The organism is Asanoa sp. WMMD1127 (assembly GCF_029626225.1).
Classification (GTDB): Bacteria; Actinomycetota; Actinomycetes; order Mycobacteriales; family Micromonosporaceae; genus Asanoa.
This window is the reverse complement of sequence record NZ_JARUBP010000001.1, coordinates 4119319-4135601: the sequence shown is the minus strand read 5'-3', so window position 1 is coordinate 4135601 and position 16283 is coordinate 4119319. Positions and strand designations below refer to the sequence as shown.

20 protein-coding genes and 1 pseudogene are annotated in these 16283 nt (G+C 72.8%); 9 read left to right on the top strand and 12 right to left on the bottom strand.

Annotated elements, in window-relative coordinates; all coding sequences use genetic code 11:
• Window positions 1-82 precede the first annotated feature (82 nt).
• The gene (locus O7635_RS19780) at window positions 83-1378 is read left to right on the top strand and encodes a hypothetical protein (RefSeq protein ID WP_278081928.1); all 1296 of its coding nucleotides are present in this window, start codon (window positions 83-85) and stop codon (window positions 1376-1378) included.
• Here O7635_RS19780 and O7635_RS19775 read toward each other — a convergent pair.
• The 3 genes from O7635_RS19775 to O7635_RS19765 form a co-directional block, all read right to left on the bottom strand.
• Entirely contained in the window at window positions 1375-2193 is an 819-nt protein-coding gene (locus O7635_RS19775) for an alpha/beta hydrolase (RefSeq protein WP_278081927.1), read from the bottom strand. The two genes, O7635_RS19780 and O7635_RS19775, sit on opposite strands and share 4 nt — an antisense overlap.
• Before the next feature lie 51 nt (window positions 2194-2244).
• Complete coding sequence (locus O7635_RS19770) at window positions 2245-2715, bottom strand: nitroreductase/quinone reductase family protein (RefSeq protein WP_278081926.1); 471 nt, start codon at window positions 2713-2715, stop codon at window positions 2245-2247.
• A gap of 186 nt (window positions 2716-2901) precedes the next feature.
• Window positions 2902-3951: a TetR/AcrR family transcriptional regulator gene (locus tag O7635_RS19765; protein ID WP_278081925.1), complete on the bottom strand. Its 1050-nt coding sequence runs from the start codon at window positions 3949-3951 to the stop codon at window positions 2902-2904.
• Window positions 3952-4071: 120 nt separating this feature from the next.
• Between O7635_RS19765 and O7635_RS19760 the strand changes: the two genes are divergently transcribed.
• Window positions 4072-5232 carry a cytochrome P450 gene (locus tag O7635_RS19760; protein WP_278081924.1) on the top strand — a complete coding sequence of 387 codons (1161 nt, stop codon included), beginning with the start codon at window positions 4072-4074 and terminating at the stop codon, window positions 5230-5232.
• Here O7635_RS19760 and O7635_RS19755 read toward each other — a convergent pair.
• Together O7635_RS19755 and O7635_RS19750 are read right to left on the bottom strand one after the other, a co-directional pair.
• Entirely contained in the window at window positions 5212-5859 is a 648-nt protein-coding gene (locus O7635_RS19755) for a class I SAM-dependent methyltransferase (RefSeq protein WP_278081923.1), read from the bottom strand. The two genes, O7635_RS19760 and O7635_RS19755, sit on opposite strands and share 21 nt — an antisense overlap.
• Before the next feature lie 10 nt (window positions 5860-5869).
• Window positions 5870-6931, bottom strand: coding sequence for an LCP family protein (locus O7635_RS19750; RefSeq protein WP_347405337.1), 1062 nt, complete (start codon window positions 6929-6931; stop codon window positions 5870-5872).
• On the opposite strand from O7635_RS19750, the gene O7635_RS19745 reads away from it, so the two are divergent.
• From O7635_RS19745 to O7635_RS19735, 3 genes are all read left to right on the top strand, one after another.
• A complete protein-coding gene (locus tag O7635_RS19745; protein ID WP_278081921.1) occupies window positions 6909-7064 on the top strand; it encodes a hypothetical protein in 156 nt (51 codons plus the stop codon). The two genes, O7635_RS19750 and O7635_RS19745, sit on opposite strands and share 23 nt — an antisense overlap.
• 72 nt (window positions 7065-7136) lie before the next feature.
• Entirely contained in the window at window positions 7137-7982 is an 846-nt protein-coding gene (locus tag O7635_RS19740; protein ID WP_278081920.1) for a MerR family transcriptional regulator, read from the top strand.
• Window positions 7979-8887, top strand: coding sequence for a transglutaminase-like domain-containing protein (locus tag O7635_RS19735; protein ID WP_278081919.1), 909 nt, complete (start codon window positions 7979-7981; stop codon window positions 8885-8887). Before O7635_RS19740 ends, O7635_RS19735 begins: the two co-directional genes overlap by 4 nt.
• Here the strand turns inward: O7635_RS19735 and O7635_RS19730 are convergent.
• Genes O7635_RS19730 through O7635_RS19720 form a run of 3 tightly spaced genes read right to left on the bottom strand, consistent with a single transcriptional unit; the run spans window position 8853 to window position 10858 of the window.
• A complete protein-coding gene (locus O7635_RS19730; RefSeq protein WP_278081918.1) occupies window positions 8853-9962 on the bottom strand; it encodes a damage-control phosphatase ARMT1 family protein in 1110 nt (369 codons plus the stop codon). The genes O7635_RS19735 and O7635_RS19730 overlap by 35 nt on opposite strands.
• 9 nt (window positions 9963-9971) lie before the next feature.
• A complete protein-coding gene (locus tag O7635_RS19725) occupies window positions 9972-10343 on the bottom strand; it encodes a RidA family protein (RefSeq protein ID WP_278081917.1) in 372 nt (123 codons plus the stop codon).
• Complete coding sequence (locus O7635_RS19720) at window positions 10340-10858, bottom strand: GNAT family protein (RefSeq protein WP_278081916.1); 519 nt, start codon at window positions 10856-10858, stop codon at window positions 10340-10342. Before O7635_RS19720 ends, O7635_RS19725 begins: the two co-directional genes overlap by 4 nt.
• Window positions 10859-10976: 118 nt before the next feature.
• Between O7635_RS19720 and O7635_RS19715 the strand changes: the two genes are divergently transcribed.
• On the top strand, window positions 10977-12533 hold the full coding sequence (locus tag O7635_RS19715) for a family 10 glycosylhydrolase (protein WP_278081915.1): 1557 nt from the start codon (window positions 10977-10979) through the stop codon (window positions 12531-12533).
• A gap of 99 nt (window positions 12534-12632) precedes the next feature.
• On the top strand, window positions 12633-12947 hold the full coding sequence (locus O7635_RS19710) for a hypothetical protein (protein WP_278081914.1): 315 nt from the start codon (window positions 12633-12635) through the stop codon (window positions 12945-12947).
• Here the strand turns inward: O7635_RS19710 and O7635_RS19705 are convergent.
• The 3 genes and pseudogenes from O7635_RS19705 to O7635_RS19695 form a co-directional block, all read right to left on the bottom strand.
• The gene (locus O7635_RS19705) at window positions 12944-13546 is read right to left on the bottom strand and encodes a nitroreductase family protein (RefSeq protein WP_278081913.1); all 603 of its coding nucleotides are present in this window, start codon (window positions 13544-13546) and stop codon (window positions 12944-12946) included. The genes O7635_RS19710 and O7635_RS19705 overlap by 4 nt on opposite strands.
• A 74-nt stretch (window positions 13547-13620) precedes the next feature.
• Window positions 13621-14007: pseudogene (locus tag O7635_RS19700) on the bottom strand (SgcJ/EcaC family oxidoreductase); the annotation flags it as partial.
• 190 nt (window positions 14008-14197) lie between these two features.
• A complete protein-coding gene (locus tag O7635_RS19695; protein WP_278081912.1) occupies window positions 14198-14830 on the bottom strand; it encodes a TetR/AcrR family transcriptional regulator in 633 nt (210 codons plus the stop codon).
• Between the two features lie 59 nt (window positions 14831-14889).
• On the opposite strand from O7635_RS19695, the gene O7635_RS19690 reads away from it, so the two are divergent.
• Both O7635_RS19690 and O7635_RS19685 read left to right on the top strand, forming a co-directional pair.
• Window positions 14890-15174, top strand: coding sequence for a hypothetical protein (locus O7635_RS19690; RefSeq protein ID WP_278081911.1), 285 nt, complete (start codon window positions 14890-14892; stop codon window positions 15172-15174).
• Window positions 15171-15830, top strand: coding sequence for a methyltransferase domain-containing protein (locus O7635_RS19685; protein WP_278081910.1), 660 nt, complete (start codon window positions 15171-15173; stop codon window positions 15828-15830). Before O7635_RS19690 ends, O7635_RS19685 begins: the two co-directional genes overlap by 4 nt.
• Here the strand turns inward: O7635_RS19685 and O7635_RS19680 are convergent.
• Window positions 15827-16282, bottom strand: coding sequence for an Rrf2 family transcriptional regulator (locus O7635_RS19680; protein WP_278081909.1), 456 nt, complete (start codon window positions 16280-16282; stop codon window positions 15827-15829). The two genes, O7635_RS19685 and O7635_RS19680, sit on opposite strands and share 4 nt — an antisense overlap.
• Window position 16283: the final 1 nt, after the last annotated feature.

Sequence of the window (16283 nt, the reverse complement as noted above, 5' to 3'; positions counted from 1 at the left end):
CGCGCCCGTCCGTGCGTGGTCGCACCGAAGCGCGCGCCCACCCGGCCCGCCTAGCGTCGACGCGTCGGAGGGGGTGGCCGCGATGCGACACGCGGTGGTGCTGGGCGCGGGGATCGGCGGGCTGTGTGCGGCGGGGGCGCTGAGCGCCGTCTGCGAACGGGTGACCCTGGTCGAGCGGGATGCCCTGCCGGCCGGGCCGGCCGCACGGCGCGGCGTGCCGCAGGGCCGGCACGCGCACGTGCTGGTCACCGCCGGCATCGAGGCCGTGGACCGGCTCTTTCCCGGCATCTACGCGTCGATGGTGGCGGCCGGCGCACCGGTCGTCCGGGACTTCTCCGCCTTCCGCCTCGCCCCTGGTGGCGGGGCGCCGTTGCGCCTGTGCGGCCCACCGCCGGAGCCGTTCGCCGGCCTCGTCAGCCGGCCGTGCCTGGAGGCGCACATTCGCGCCCGGGTCCGTAAACTGTCCAATGTGGTCATTCGCGACGGCGTGGCGGCCACCGGGCTGACCGCCGAGGGAGGTCGCGTCACCGGCGTACGCCTGTCGCAGCCCCTCGCCGCCGACCTGGTGGTGGACGCGACCGGCCGGGGCAGCCGCGCGCCTAACTGGCTGGTGGAGCTCGGCTACCCGGCGCCACGCGAGGAGCGGGTCCCGATCGACCTGATGTACGTGACCCGCCAGTTCCGCCAGCCCCACCTGCCGGCGCTGGTCGTCGGTGTCAGCGCCCGACCCGGCCGCGCACGCGGGATGGTGCTGTTCGCCCAGGAGGAGGGCCGGTGCGTCCTCACCGTCTCGGGCTACGGCGCCCACCACCCACCGCGCGAGCCGGAGCGGCTCCTCGACGCCCTGGCGTCCCTCGCGCCGCCCGACGTGGTCTCCGCGCTCCGGGCCGCCGAACCGCTCGGCGACCCGGTGGTGGCCCACTTCCCGGCGAACGTCCGCCACCGCTACGACCGCCTCCGCCGCTTCCCACCCGGTTTCCTCGTGCTCGGGGACGCCATCTGTTCGACCAATCCGGCGTACGCGTTGGGCATGTCGGTGGCCGCCCGGCAGGCCGAAATGCTCCGCGCCGTGGTGGCCGCCGGCGACCAGGACCTGGCCCGCCGGTACTTCCGTGCCGCCGCGAAGCCGGCCGGTGCGGCGTGGGCGGCCGCGACCGGCGGTGACCTGGCGCTGCCGGAGGTGCCGGGCCGGCGACCGTTGAGCGTCCGGCTGGCCGGCGCCTACAGCAGGCGGCTGCTCGGCGCCGCGGAGCGCGACCCGGTCGTGGCCCATCAGTTCCTGCGCGTCGCTGCCCTTCAGGACCCGTCGAGCCGACTCGTCCGCCCGTCGATGATCGCCCGCACCCTGCGTCCGGCCTGGCGAGGTGATCGACCCTAGACCCGCCGGGCCAGATCCGTCACGGCGCGCACCAGGTCGTCACCGGCCACGAGGGCGGCGTCGTTGTGGTCGGCGCCCTCGACGGCGACGACGCCCGCCAGGTCGCCGGCGCGGCCGGCCACGGTGCGGCTCTGGTCGGGCGGCACGATCGTGTCGGCCGTGCCGTAGACGACCACCGTGGGCGCCTCGACACGGGAGATCTGATCGGCCACCGGGAACCGGTCGCGCAGCAGCAGGCTGACCGGCAGCCATGGATAGTGCGCGCCACCCACGTCCGCGAGGCTGGTGAACGGTGAGCGGAGGACCAGCCCGGCCGGCGGATGTTCGGTGGCGAGCGCGGTGACCACCGCGGCCCCGAGGCTCTCGCCGAGGTAGAGCAGGCGGTCGGCGGCGATGCCCGGCTCGCGCAGCAGGGCCTGCCTGGCGGCGCGGGCGTCGTCGGCCAGGCCGCGTTCGGTCGGGCTGCCGGGGTTGCCGCCGTAGCCGCGGTAGTCGAGCAGCAGGACGGTCAGGCCTTCGGCCGCCAGCGCGTCAGCCAGCGGCATGCGGTCGCCGCGGTTGCCGGCGTTCCCAGGGGCGACGAGCACGGCGATCCTGCGGTCCCGCTCGGCCGGCGGCCGGACCAGCCAGGCCCGCAGCGCCAGTCCGTCGCTGGTGCGGAGCGCGACGTTCGCGACCCCCGGAACGGCGGCGGGCGCCGTGCGGTCCGGGAAGTAGACCAGCCGGCGTTGCAGCAGCCACACCGCCGCCAGCAGCAGCACGACGACCAGCGCCAGCAGCAACGCCACCCGCAGTGGAACCGGCACCCTGCCCATCTCGCCATCCTCCGCCACCGGCGCGCCGCGCGGGTCGCGGCGATCGCCGGGTCAGGCGCGCGGCTCCAGGACCACCACGGCGGTTGGCTGCGGGCGCAGGGCCGCGTAGCCGTCCAGGTCGGTGTCCAGCTCGCGCCATCGGTTCCAGAGGCGCTCCCGCTCCGCGCCGGTCGCGGCCCGGGCGCGGACCTGGCGTTCGCCGCGGGTGAGCTCGACCTCGGCATCCGGGTCGGCGCGCAGGTTGAGCCACCAGGCCGGCTCGCCTTCGCCCCAGCCGTTCATGGCCAGCGTGACGAGGTTGGGTCCGTCCTCGAAGTACGCCACGATCACGCTGCGCCGGCGGCCGGTCCGCCGGCCGGTCGTGGTCAACCGCAGCGTGCCCCAGCGCCGCCCCCGCGGCTGCCACAACGCCACGCGCCGCCCGGTCAGCCGGACCAGGCCGCGGTGCACCGACCACGCGAGCCGGACGAACCAACGCGGCGGCACCCTTACCGCCTTCGGTCGCTCTCCATCGGACGACATCGGCCCACCTCCCGCGCACCAGAGTGGCGGGTCCCCGCAACGAGCGATCCCACCGCGCCGGCCCGCGCTCCGGTCGCCCCGCCGCGAGGCGCCGGCTCGCGCCGGTCACGCCCGCGTGGCGGACGCCGGCCTGATCGCCCCGCGGCAAGGCGCGCCGGTCACGCCCGCGCAGCGGACGCGGTCCGCTCAGCCCGCGGCGGTCGCGGCCGCGTAACAGGCGCCGAAGCCCTCGGCCCGCGCGACGATCCGCCCGTCGCGCACCAGGACCGCCGCCTCCGTCGCGTCGCTCACCGCCGCCACCCCCGCCGCGGCCGCGACCGCGCCGGAGTCGTCGTGCACGATCGCCAGCCGCGACCACGCGGTGGGTGGGAACGCCGACCGCAGGCAGCTGTCCACCTCCGCCAACGCCAGCCGGGCGAGCGGTGACAGCTCGGCCGGCGCGCTGCTCACCAGCACGGCCGTCACCGGGACGCCGGGCGGGACCGTGCGGACCGCCTCCTCCACCGAGCCCAGCCGGTGCAGGCCCAGCACCGCCACCACACCGGAGGCGGCCACGCCGGCGGGCGGGGACCAGCGCTCGTCGACCGGGCGCGGGCGCACCGCGTAGGGCAGGTGGGGCGGCAGCCAGGCGTCGTCCAGGTCGAGGTCGGCCAGCTGGCCGCACACCCGGACCACGTCGAACGGCTCCACGAAGCCCGGCGCGGCCGCCGCGAGCTGGCTGGCACCGTGCAATGTGGTCAGTGCGCTCTCGGCCACCCGGACGCGGCGGCCGGTGCGCGTGCGCAGGTCAGCGAACTCCAGGCCTTCCAGCGCCAATCCGAGGATCAACGCGTTGAGGCGCATCAGCTGCGCGTACGGCCGGCGGGTCTGGTCGTCGGCCATCACCTCGGGCAGCAGGTCGGTGGCCAGCCGGGCCGGGGAGTTGTCGTCGTCGGTGAACATCGGCAGCCGGGCGCACCAGGCGCGGGCGAACGCGGCGAGCGCCTCCCGGGGTGAGGGCACACCGAGCGGAGGGTCGACGGGCTCGGTCATCGCGGCCGCCGCGAGCACGGCGAAATAGAGGGCCCGCTTGCCCGGAAAGTTCGAATAGACGGCGCCCCGGGTGAGGTCGGCCCGCTCGGCGATCGCGTCGATCTTGGCCGCGCGGTAGCCGCGTTCGATGAACTCCGCCCGCGCCGCCGCCAGCACCTTCTCCCGGTTGCGCTCCTGCGCCTCGGCCCGGCTGAGCCTCGCCATGCCACCCCCGTCGCGACCGGTCGCGACGCCAGGGGTGGCGCCGCCGTGAACGTCCGTGTCAAAATAACGCCACCATTCAGATGATGAGACCATCTGATATTAACATCCCAAGGACTGCCGGTGGAGATCCAGCTCAACGACCCGAACCTGATGAACGACCCCTTCGGCGCGTACGGCCGAGCCCGCGAGCACGCGCCCGTCGTGGCCCTCGCAGCACCGGGCCTCGGCCGCATCTGGGGCGTGACCCGGCACGCCGAGGCCCGGGCGATGCTGGCCGACCCTCGGCTGGCGCTCGGCGAGGAGAGCTACCAGCACCTCGACGTGCCCGACCACTGCCGGCCCTACCTGCGCACCATGCAGCACATGACCGGGGCCGAGCACGCCCGGCTGCGGCGACTGGTCACGCCGGAGTTCTCGGCCCGCAGCGCCGCAGCCGGCCGGCCCCGACTCCAGCAGATCGTCGACGCCCTCCTCGACGACCTCGCCCGCCACGCCGACAGCGCCGGCACCGTCGACCTGATCACCCACTTCGCCACTCCCCTACCCATGGACGTGATCTGTGACCTCGTCGGCGTCCCCGACGACGACCGTCCACAGTGGCGCGAGTACGGCCGGGCGGTCGCCGCCGGCCACGGCGAGGCGTTCACAGAGGCGATCCCCGCCATCGTCGACGGCGCCCGGGCCGCGACCACGCGGCGTCGCCAGGATCACGGATCCGACGTCATCAGCAAGCTGCTCCGCAGCCACGACGACGACCGGCTCACCGACGCCGAGCTCGTCACGTTCGTCTGGCACCTGGTGCTGGCGGGCCAGACCCCGACGCTGCTGATCGCCAACGCCCTGCCCGTCCTCTTCGACCACCCGGACCAGCTGGCCGCCTTCCGCGCCGGCGAGGCGCCCGGCGCCGTCGAGGAGCTCCTGCGGTGGTGCGGCCCGCAGCTGCTGACCATCCCCCGGCAGGCCCAGGAGGACCTCCACCTCGGCGGTGAGCTGATCCACAAGGGCGACCGGGTCACCGCCGTGCTGGCCGCCGCCAACCGCGACCCCCGCGCGTTCACCGATCCCGACCGCTTCGACGTGCGCCGCGCCCAGAACCCGCACCTCAGCTTCGCCCACGGCCCGCACTTCTGCCTCGGCGCGCCGCTGGCCCGGGTGCAGACCGAGGTCGCCCTGACCGCGCTGTTCGAGCGCTATCCCCACCTGACGCTGGTGGGCGCGCCGCAGCGGATTCCGGACCCGGCCACCTGGCGCCTGCCCGCGCTACGCGTCCAGCTGGGCTAGCAGATAGCAACGCCGGCTGGGGTACTCGACGCCGGGCAACGGCGCCCGCTCGGTGCTGGCCATCACCGAGAACCCGGCCGCGACCAGGTCGTCCGCCACCGCGGCCGGAGAAAGGTAGAACGCGTCCAGGTCGACCGGCGAGCCGAACCACGAGTCGAGGTGGTGGGTGCTGCCCGGCGGCTGGTCCGAGGCCGAGACGTGGAACGCCACCAGCGCCCATCCGCCCGGCGCCAGCACCCGCGCGAACTCCTGGAACGCCCGCGCCCGCGCAACCGGCGGCAGATGGATGATCGAGTAGAACGCCACGATCCCCGACCACGCGTCGTCGGCGACCGGCAGGTCGAGCATCGAGCCGACCTCGAAGCTCAGGCCGGGGTACGCGCCCCGGGCGATCTCCACCATCGCCGGCGACAGGTCGACGCCGACCACAGCGCGGTGCCGTGCGGCCAGATAACCGGTCACGTGCCCCGGACCGCAGCCGACGTCGGCCACGATGCCCGGACACAGTTCGAGCAGCGCGTCGAGCAACGCCCGGTCGACCGGCTTGCCCGACAGCTCGTCCCGCAGGGCGGCGAAGTACGCCGCGGCCACCGTGTCGTACGTGTCGCGGATCCGGCTCTCCGACATTCCCGGAAGGCTACCTGTTGACCATCTCCGGGTTGGCGGCGATGAACGCGTCGACCGTGCCGCCCCGGATCGCCGCGAAGAACTGCTTCGCCTCGGGCTGCAGCCCCTCACCCGCGTACCCACCGCTGGAGTTCCGGACCGTGCCGCCCTTGAGCTTGACCATCGTGATCGCGTCCTCGCGCATGCCGCGCAGCGCGAACCCGAAGTCGGCGACGCTGTGGCCGCGCCCGTTGAACACCAGCGACTCCCCCGCCGCCCGGATCACCCGGTCGAGCTTGGGCAGGTCGGTCAGCACGTCCTTGCTCAACGCCTGCTGGGCCATGGCCTTGACGAACTGCTGCTGGTGCCGCTGCCGGCCGTAGTCGCCGTCCTTGACGCCGTAGCGCTGCCGCACGTAGTCCAGCGCCTGCCAGCCCTTGAACTTGTGCGTGCCCTTGGTGTATTTCGCCCGCGGCCCGTAGTAGGGGTGCTCGCAGCCGCAGCCGTTGTTGGGCCGGTGGGTCCCGTCGGGCTTCAGGTGCTCGGAGTAGACGACGTCCTGGTCGACGGTCATCACGACCCCGCCCATGGCGTCGACGATCTTCTTGAAGCCGTTGAAGTTGACGATCGCGCCGGCGTGGAACCGCTGGATGCCGGTGTAGTTGGTGACCGTCTTCGACAGCAGCTCGAAACCCTTGGCGCGGTCAGGGTTGCCGCCGCCCGGCACGCGACTGCCCAGCGCCATCGCGGCGTTGAGTTTGTCGCGCCCGCCCCGGTAGTCGGACTTCGGGAACGCCGGAATCTCGACCAGCAGGTCGCGCGGCAGCGAGAACAGGTAGCCGCGGTCGAGCCCGGCCGGAACGTGCATGATCATGATGGAGTCGGCCAGCGGCAGTTGGGTGGCCTCGCGCGGGTCGATGCCGACCAGCAGGATGTTGAGCGGCCCCTTGATGTCGCTCTCGCGGGGCTTGACGTCGTCGCCCTCGCCGAACAGGTCCTCGGTGGTGACCGCGCCTTCGTAGCGGGCGAGCAGCGCCTGCGACGTGACGAGCAGGCCGCCGCTGACGACCATGAGAACCGCGCCCAGGATCACGCAGACCCGGGTCCAGCGCGGCAGCGCGCCGAACCGCGACCTCTTCGTGGGCTTCGAGTTCCTGGGCTTCGAGTTCCTGGGCTTCGAACCTGACTCCTCCGGCGGCATCAGCGTCCTCCCCGTCGCTTATTAGAGAGACGCATCCGGATACCCAATGCGTTGCGGTCTTTACCTTGACCCTTGGGCAAGGTGAAGACTTGGCCGCATGGACGTGCGCGACCTGACCATCGGTGAGTTCGGCCGGCGGACCGGTTTGTCACCAAAGGCACTGCGGTTGTACGAGGTGTCCGGGCTGCTCCGGCCGGCCAGCGTCGATCCGGCCACGGGCTACCGGCGCTACAGCCCCGAGCAGGTCGACCGGGCCCGCCGGATCAGTCTGCTGCGCCAGCTCGACATGCCGCTCGCTGTCGTGGCGGAGGTGCTGGCCGGCGACGACACCGAGGCGGCGATCCGGCTCGACCGGTGGTGGCAGGCGCAGGAGGCGCAGGCCCAGTCCCGCCGGTCCAGCGTCGACTACCTGCGCGGGCAGCTGACCAGGAGCGGCCCGGCCCGCACGCCGTACCCGGTGCGGCTGCTCCAGCGACCGCGGACCAAGGTCGCCGGCATCACCCGGGACTGCGACCAGCAGAGCCTGGTGCCGACGATGCTGGCCTGCACCGCCGAGATCGGCGCGCACATCCGGGCGGCGGGCGCCGAGCCGGCCGGCGAGCGGTGGCTGCTGTTCCACGGCCACGTCACGCCCGACAGTGAGGCCACGGTCGAGGTCTGCGTGCCGTTCACCGGCACGGTCGAGCCGGGCGACGACATCGTCATCCGGGTCGAGCCGGCCCAGACGCTGGCCGCGGCCACCGTGCCCCGCGGCGACTGCTTCTACCCCAAGATCATGCTCGCGTACGACGACGTCACCGACCACGTGCGCGGCGCCGGACTGCCGACCGTCGGGGCGCCTCGCGAGATCTACTTCGCCGAATGGTGCGACATCGGCGACGCCGACCCGTTCGTCCACGTCGCCGTTCCCGTCAGGACCACAATGGAGAGTGACATCCGATGAACCTCACCCGACAGACCGCGTACAGCGACCCGGGGGCGTACGCGCATCTGCTCGACAAGCTCCCCACCGACCCACGTGAGCTGACCGCGGTGGTACGCAACGTGATCACCCACTACCGCGACCCCACCGTGACGCTGCCCGCCGACCACGCCGACGACATCAACCACCGCTGGATCGACCGCCTCCTCGCCACCGACCAGGCCCGGCACGACTGCCCGTTGGACGTGCCGCGGGCGCCCGACCAACGGGTCGGCGGCTGCTGCCGCGACTTCTCGCTGCTCACCGTGTCGGCGCTGCGACACCAGGGCGTGCCGGCGCGGGTCCGGATCGGCTTCGCCGACTACTTCTTCGTGCCCGGCTGGCACCACGACCACGTCGTCGTCGACTACTGGAACGGCGACCGCTGGGTGCTGGTCGACCCGCAGATCGGCCCCGGCGACTGGCCGTTCGACCCCGACGACATGCCCCGGCCCGAGGGCGTCGGCACGCCGTTCGCCACCGCGGCCGCCGTCTGGACGGCCTACCGGCGCGGCGAGATCGACGCCGAGACCTACGGCGTGGACCCGTCCATGCCGATCCGCGGTCCCTGGTTGATCCATGGCTACGTGATCGGCGAGCTCGCGGCCCGGCAGGGCGACGAGCTGCTGCTCTGGGACATCTGGGGCGGCATGTCGGACCATCTCGATGAGGCCGGCGCGGTCCTCACCGACGAGGTCGCCGGGCTGCTGCTGGCCGCCGACGCCGGCGACGAGCGGGCGTCGGCGGAGCTGGCCGAGCGCTACGCCGCCGACGACCGGCTCAACCCCCGCGGTCAGGTGCTCAGCATGTCGCCGAACGGCGGCGAGGTCCTGGTCGACCTCGCGAGCCGGGTCAGCGCGCCTGCACCAACCCGTGCCGGCCACTGACCCGCCAGCGCGGTTCCGCGGCGTCGAGCCGGGCGACGGTGGCCCGGTGGAGCCCGACCACCACCTCCGACTTGCAGGTGCGTAGCGCGACCACCGGCACGCCCAGGTCGGTGGCCGCGGCGGGAAACGGCGTGGTCGGTTCCCAGTCGCGGTCGCCGACCAGCCGGCGGTAGTTGAGGTCGCCCTTGACCAGCACGACCCGGTGCGCGCGCAGGTCGGCGGTGAGGTCCGGCGGCAGCGCGCGGAAGTCCAGCGGGGCGCACCAGAACGGGTGCGTACGCACGGCGATGCGCTTGTCCATCGGCCGGCCGAGCCGGGCCGCAGCCGCGTCCACATCGGACGCCGTGGCGTCGGAGACGTAGTAGGGCAAGGGTTTGACGTGCAGGGTGACCCGGTCGGCGAGGCCGGTGTCGAGCAGCCACCCGGCGAGCACGAGGTCGGCCATCACCTCGCGGCCGGCGTTGTCGGCGACCAGGCAGACCGGCCCCGGCGTGCGCAACGCGGCCCGCAGTGCTCCGGTGTCGTCGGCCAGCAGCTCGTCCGGCGCGGCCGGGTCGGCCGCCGATGCCGGCTCCTGCATCCGGAAGCTGATGTCGGCCCGGTTGCCGAAGACCGCCGCGCGCACCACGGTGGCGAGACCGGCCTCGGTGGGCGCCGCCGGCAGGTCGGCGGCCCAGGCGAAGTCGCGTTCGAGGTCGGGGTCGGCCAGCTCCGCGTCCTTCATCGGACGGAACGGGTCGACCCCCTGCCACGGCCCCGGCCGGAAGTAGTCGACCGCGTCCAGGATCCGCCGGTAGAAGTAGCTCTCGGCCCAGAGGAACGGCGCGTCGGCCCACGGCCGGTCGAAGTGGCCGCGGTCCCAGGCGTCCCAGTCGGCCCGGTCGGGGGCGTCCGCGGGCAGCCGGCCGATCACCCCGCCCAGCGACTCGTCGAGCAGCGCGCGCAGGGCCGCCCGCTGGGCCGCGGTGTAGGGGTGTGCGTCGGCGACCCGGTCGACCAGCGTCGGATGGCGCTGGTGGAACACCTCCCGCGCGTAGCGTCCGTCGGTCCCCACGAGCAGCTCAGGAGGTGTCACGAGACAACCCTAGTGGCGGCGGGCGTCGACCTCGATCTCGAACCGCATCGCCGGGTCGGCCAGCCCGCAGACCAGCATCGTGGCGGCCGGCCGCACGTCGCCGAACGCCGCCCGCAGCGTCGGCCAGCACGGCTCGAAGTCGGCCCGGTCCGGCAGCAGGTAGCGGACGCGCACCACGTCGGCCAGCGTGCAGCCGGCCTCGGCCAGGGCCGCCTCGACGTTGCGGATCGCCTGGGCGCACTGGGCGACCACGTCGTCGGCGATCGTCATCGTCGCGTAGTCGTAGCCCGTGGTGCCGGAGACCCAGACGTGGTCGCCGTCGACCACCGCGCGCGCGTACCCGATCTGCTCCTCGAAGGTCGAACCGCTGGTGATCCTCACGCCGGCTCCCACTTGTCGTTGATCAGCTGGAACAGGATGTGGTCCTGCCACCGCCCCGCGATGCGCAGGTAGGCCGGGGCGAGGCCGATCCGCTCGAACCCGTTGCGGGCGAGCACCTTCTGTGAACCCACGTTGTCGGTCAGCGTGCCGGCCTGCAGCCGGTGCAGGCCGAACTCGTCGAACGCCACGCGGACCATCAGCGCCGTGGCCGCGGAGGCGACGCCCCGGCCGTTGGCCGCCTGGGCCACCCAGTAGCCGAGGTTGGCGGACTGCGCCGGGCCGCGCTCGATGACGCTCAGCGTGATCATGCCGACCGGCTCGCCGTCGGCCTCGATGACACAGCGGTGCATGTGCGGGTCCGCCCGCACACTCTCGATCATCGCCAACTGCCCGGCGGGCGTGTAGAAGGACTCGGCGCGGTCGGGCTCGAACGGGGCGAGGAACTCCCGGTTGGCGACGTTGAGTGCGGCGAACGGCTCGGCGTCGGCCGGCGTGATCGGGCGGATCTGGACCATCGTGCGATTCAACCAGGCGGGCCGCCCAAGGTCATCCGTATACCTGAAAGCATTGCTTTTCTTAGGGGCAGCTTTGTTACGTTGACCACGTCCACATCGTGGGCCTAGCGTCGTGGCCGTGCAGCGTCGGTTGCTCATCGGGCTGGTGGTCGTCGTTCTCGCGGTGACGGTGCCGGCCGGCATCACACTGCTCGGTGGCAGCTCCGATTCAGCCGACGACGACCCCGCCGGGGTGTCACTCACCTGCGACGCGCGCAGCCTGGTCGCCAAGCGCGAGCTGCGCGGGATGTGGCTCACCACGGTCAGCAACATCGACTTCCCGAGCCGGCCCGGGCTGCCCGAGGCCAAGGTGAAGGCCGAGTTCCTCGGCTGGCTCGACCTCGCGCAGAAGATGAACCACAACGCGATGTTCGTGCACGTCCGACCCAGCGGTGACGCGTTCTGGCCGTCCGCGTACGCGCCGTGGTCGGAATGGCTGACCGGCGAGCGCGGCAAGGACCCGGGCTGGGACCCGCTGGCCTGGATGATCGAGCAGACGCACGCCCGCAACCTCGAGTTCCACGCCTGGTTCAACCCCTATCGGGGCAGCCAGCCGGCCACCTCGGGCGGCGCCGGCGCCGACTTCGCCAAGCTGGCGCCGGACCACCCGTTGCGCAAGCACCCCGAGTGGGCGGTGGCGTTCCCGGAGGGCACGCGGAACAGTCGCTTCTATTTCGACCCGGGCGTGCCCGAGGCGCGGCGGCACGTCGAGGACGCGATCCTCGACGCGGTCAAACGTTACGACATCGACGGTGTGCACTTCGACGACTTCTTCTACCCGTACCCGGAAGGGCACGAGTTCAACGACGACCGCAGCTACGCGCGCTACGGCGGCGGCATGTCCCGCGGCGACTGGCGACGGGCCAATGTGGACACCTTCGTGCAGGAGATCAGCCAGCGGATCCGCGAATCCAAGCCGTGGGTACGCTTCGGCCTGAGCCCGTTCGGCATCTGGCGCAACAAGGCGTCCGACCCGGCCGGCTCACCGACCAAGGGTTTGGAGAGCTACGAGGCCATCTACGCCGACACCCGCAAGTGGGTACGGGAGAAGTGGCTCGACTACATCGTCCCGCAGCTCTACTGGAACATCGGGTTCGACAAGGCCGACTACGCGAAGCTGCTGCCCTGGTGGGCCGACACGGTCAAGGACACCGGCGTGCAGCTCTACGTCGGGCAGGCCGACTACCGGGTCGGCGAGCCGGGGCCGTGGAGCAAGCCGACGGAGCTCGACCGGCAGCTCACGCTCAACGACCGCTACGGGGTCAGCGGCAGCATCCACTTCAGCGCCAAGCAGGTGCGTGCGGACCGGCTCGGCGCCGTGACCCGCTATCGCGACGCGCACTACGCGGCGCCCGCCCTGGTGCCGACCGTCACCCGGCTGCGCGACGCGCGGCCGCCGGCGCCGACCCCGACCGGGGCCCGGCGCGACGGCGACCGCACGGTGCTGACCTGGCGCCCGGTCGACGACGTGACCGGCTACGCGATCTATCTGGCCGACCCGGAGGCGCAGAAGGCCAGCCTGGTCGCCACGGTCCGGGCCAGCGACCTGCCGAGCTGGATCGGCCCGGCGGGCAACTACTGCGTGACGTCGCTCGACCGCGCCAACAACGAGAGCGACCCGGTGCTGGTCAGCTGATCTTCTCCGCTCCCGCACTTTTCGCGACGCTTGTGCATCCGTTCAGGCCAGCAACCGCGAACCAAGGGTGCGCAGTTCCCGGCGGGAGGAGAGCCTGACATGAACGATGTCCGGGCGGGCATGGCGGTGATCGACATCAGCGGAGTCTTCGTCGGCATCGTGGACGGCGTCTTCGATCCGGAAGGCGATGGCGGTGGTTCGCGGCAGGGAAGAGGCATGCTGCTGTCGGCGTGGCAGGGCGGCCGGAAGGGATGGCGATGGATTCCCCTCGCGGCGGTCCTCCGCGTGGTCGACCATGCGGCCCGACTCAGCGTCACCGAGTCTCTGCTGTGCCCGTTCGTAACCGACGGGCAGGCGTTGCGCACCGCCATGCTGGCGGACTGGGGGCCGGCGTTCCCGCCGGCGGAAGCCTAACCAGCTTCCCCCCACTGGCCGCGGAAGACGACGTCGTCGGTCGGCCGGCGGCGGCCTTTGAGGTCGCGCGGCGGCTCGTCGCTGTAGCCGACCGAGATCGCGCCGATCGGGGTGAAGCCGGCCGGCACGCCGAACTCGTCCTTGAACGGCTCGATCGCGTCGATCGGCATGCCGAAGAAGCAGGCGCCGAGCCCCGCGTCGACGGCCGTGAGCAGCATCATCAGCGACGCCATGCCGGTGTCGATGTCCCAGTAGGGCGCCGGCCACCAGGCGTCGGAGCGGTCCTCGTGGCCCTTGTCGGCCTGCGCGTAACGGTCGAGGTAGGCGTCCTTGTGCGAGCACGGCACGATCAGCAGCGGAGCGGCGAACTGCGACGCGAACCACTTCTCGGGCTCGGCCGAGCGGTGCATCGCCGCCCGGAAGCGGTCGAGGTCCGCGGGCTGGTCGAGGACCAGGAAGCCCCACCCCTGCGAGAAGCCGGCCGACGGGGCGCGCAGCCCGTTGCGGACGATCCGGTCGACGACCTCGGCGGGCACCGGCCGGTCGGGATCGTAGCTGCGCACCATCCGCCGCTTGCGGACGACATCCTGAAACTCCATCGCATCACCGTACCGCCGAACCGGCCGGCCCGGACCATCCGATGTGGACGGTGTCAGCTCGCGCTGTCGTCGGCGAACGAGTGGTGCTCGTGGGTGACCTGCCAGCGACCGTCGCGCTTGCGCAGGCCGACGGTGAGCCGCAGCCGCATCTCCGGCTTCGCCTCGAGCTCGGCGGCGGTGCCACAGCGGAGCAGGGCGTGCACGAAGGCCACGTCGTCACCGGCCGTGACGTCGAGTGACTCGATCGTGAACTCCGCGCCCTGCCGCTGCCACTCGAAGAACGGCGGCCAGGTCTCGCGATAGGCGGCCAGGCCACGGACCCCGGCGTACGGCGGTGGCACGTCGAACATCACGATGTCGTCGGCGTGGTCGGCGAGCACCGTGTCGAGGTCACCGGTGTGCACGGCCGTTGCCCAGTCGCGGATCAGCCGCTCGATGGCGGCGGTGTCGTCGGTCGGCATGGTGCCATCCTGCCTCCGCTCCCGCTAGGGCCTATCCGGTGGGTCAGGGTGGTGCTCCGGCGAGGTCCAGGCGGCGTCCGGGCGTGCGTGGGGAGGGGTCGGATACCGGTGTTGTATCCGGCCCCTCCCCACGTGCGGTCGGTCGTCGTCTGGGCCCGCCGGAGCGCCGGCATGATCCACCGGATAGGCCCTAAGCGCAGAGCTGTGGACGCAGCGTGTCGAACGCCCATTCCGTGTAGCGCTCCGGCGACCAGCCCCGCTCGCGCACCAGCATCAGGTAGAGCTCCGGCGAGAGGATCGCGTAGAGCCGGTCGGCGGCGTCGGCGGCGGTGACGCCGGGCCTGGCGTCGGGCTTCGCCACGAGGGCGGCCGCCGAGGTCGAGAGCACCGTGTAGCGCGGGTCGGCGTCGGGCCACAGCCCCGTGATCTCGGGGTCGCTGGACGCGGCGAGGGTGAGCATCTTGATGATCGGCGCCACCCGGTCGAGCGTCGCGCAGGAGCCCGCCACCTGGGCGCGGAGCTGCGCGGCGGCGGTCGGGGCGGCCAGCGCGTCCTGGAACCACCGGCGGTCCATGGTGGCCACCGGCTCGTCGTCACCGGCGATGGTGACGTCGACCATCTCCTTGAGCAGCGCCCGCTTGTTGCCGAAGGTGAAATAGATCGTCTGCACCGCCACGCCGGCGGCTTCGGCCACCTCGGCCAGCGTCGTCGCGCCGTAGCCTCGCTCCACGAACAGCTCCCGCGCCGCATCCAGCATGCGGGTGCGCGTCTCGCGCGCCTTGGCCGTACGCCGGTTCGCTGCCTTGCCCTTGACGCTCGTCACCGCCCTAGTGTAACTCTAGAGTCAGTCACTAGTGAGCAACTCTAGCGAGGAGATCGGAAATGTCGATCGTGCGTGTCACCCGGTTCACCGCGAACACCTCGGACACCGACGGACTGCTGGCCAAGCGGGCGGAGCTGATCGCCAGCGTCCGTGCCGGGTTCGCGGGCCCGACCGCCACCCGCCTCACGAAGGACGAGGAGGGAACCTGGACCGACACCTGGTCCTGGAACTCGGTCGCCGACGTGGAGGCGGCCGCCGCGGCCCGACTGCCCGTCGCGGGCGAGGCGTTCGCCCTGGTCACCGTCACGGGCGTCGAGACGGCCGAGGTCGTGGACGAACGATGACGGCGGAGCCGACCCGGCGGTGGCTGGACGCGACCTGGCCGTTCGTGCGGGCCGCGCTGCCGCCGGCGCCGGCCCGGGTGGTCGAGATCGGCTGCGGACCGTCGGGTGGGTTCGTTCCCGCGCTGCTCTCCGCCGGCCATGCCGCCGACGGGGTCGATCCGGAGGCACCGGCGGGCGCGGGGTTCCATCAGATGGAGTTCGAACGCTTCGCGGCGCCCGAACCCGTCGACGCGGTGGTGGCGTGCACATCGCTGCACCACGTTGCCGACCTCGACGTGATGGTGGACCGGATCGCCGGCGCGCTGCGACCGGGCGGCACGGTGGTGGTGGTCGAGTGGGCGCGGGAACGCTTCGACGAGCGGACGGCCCGCTGGTGCTTCGACCGGCTCCCGGCCGGCGGCGACGGGTGGTTGCACCGGCACGCGGCCCGGTGGCGGGAGTCGGGACTGGCCTGGGCGGACTACCTCGACGGCTGGGCCGCGGCGGAGGGCCTGCACCGGGCCGACCGCATCGTCGCGGCGCTGCGCCGGCGGTTCGTGGTGCGTTCGCTCGCCGCCGCGCCGTACTTCTTCGCCGATCTCGGCCTCGACGAGGACGACGAGCGGCGGGCCGGGATCGCGTTGACGGGGGTGCGGTGCGTGGCGTCAGCGGGCTAGCGCGGCTGCCAGGCGTCGGGAAGCGTGGTGAGTTTGCGGATGTGGGCCGGCAGCTTGCCGCTGAGCACGTCGGCCAGCGTCGTCTCGTCGACCACCTCGCGCACGGCGGCCCGCACCGCGACCCAGACCCGGGGCAGGTTCTCGGCCGATCCCTCGTAGGCCGTCTCCTCGGGGCGCAGGCCGCGCACTCCGGCGAGCGGGCCGTCGACCGCGCGCAGGATCGCGCCGATCGTCACCTCGCGGGGCGGTTGCGTCAGCGTGTAGCCGCCCTCGGCGCCGCGCTGCGCGCGCACGATGCCCGCGCGGCGCAGGTCGGCGAGGACCGCTTCGAGGAACTTGCGCGGCATGTCCTGGTCGGCGGCCAACGCCTGGGCCGACATGACCGACGGGTACGCCGCGGCCAGGCTCAGTGCCGCCCGGACCGCGTAGTCGCCACGCGCCGAAATCTGCACG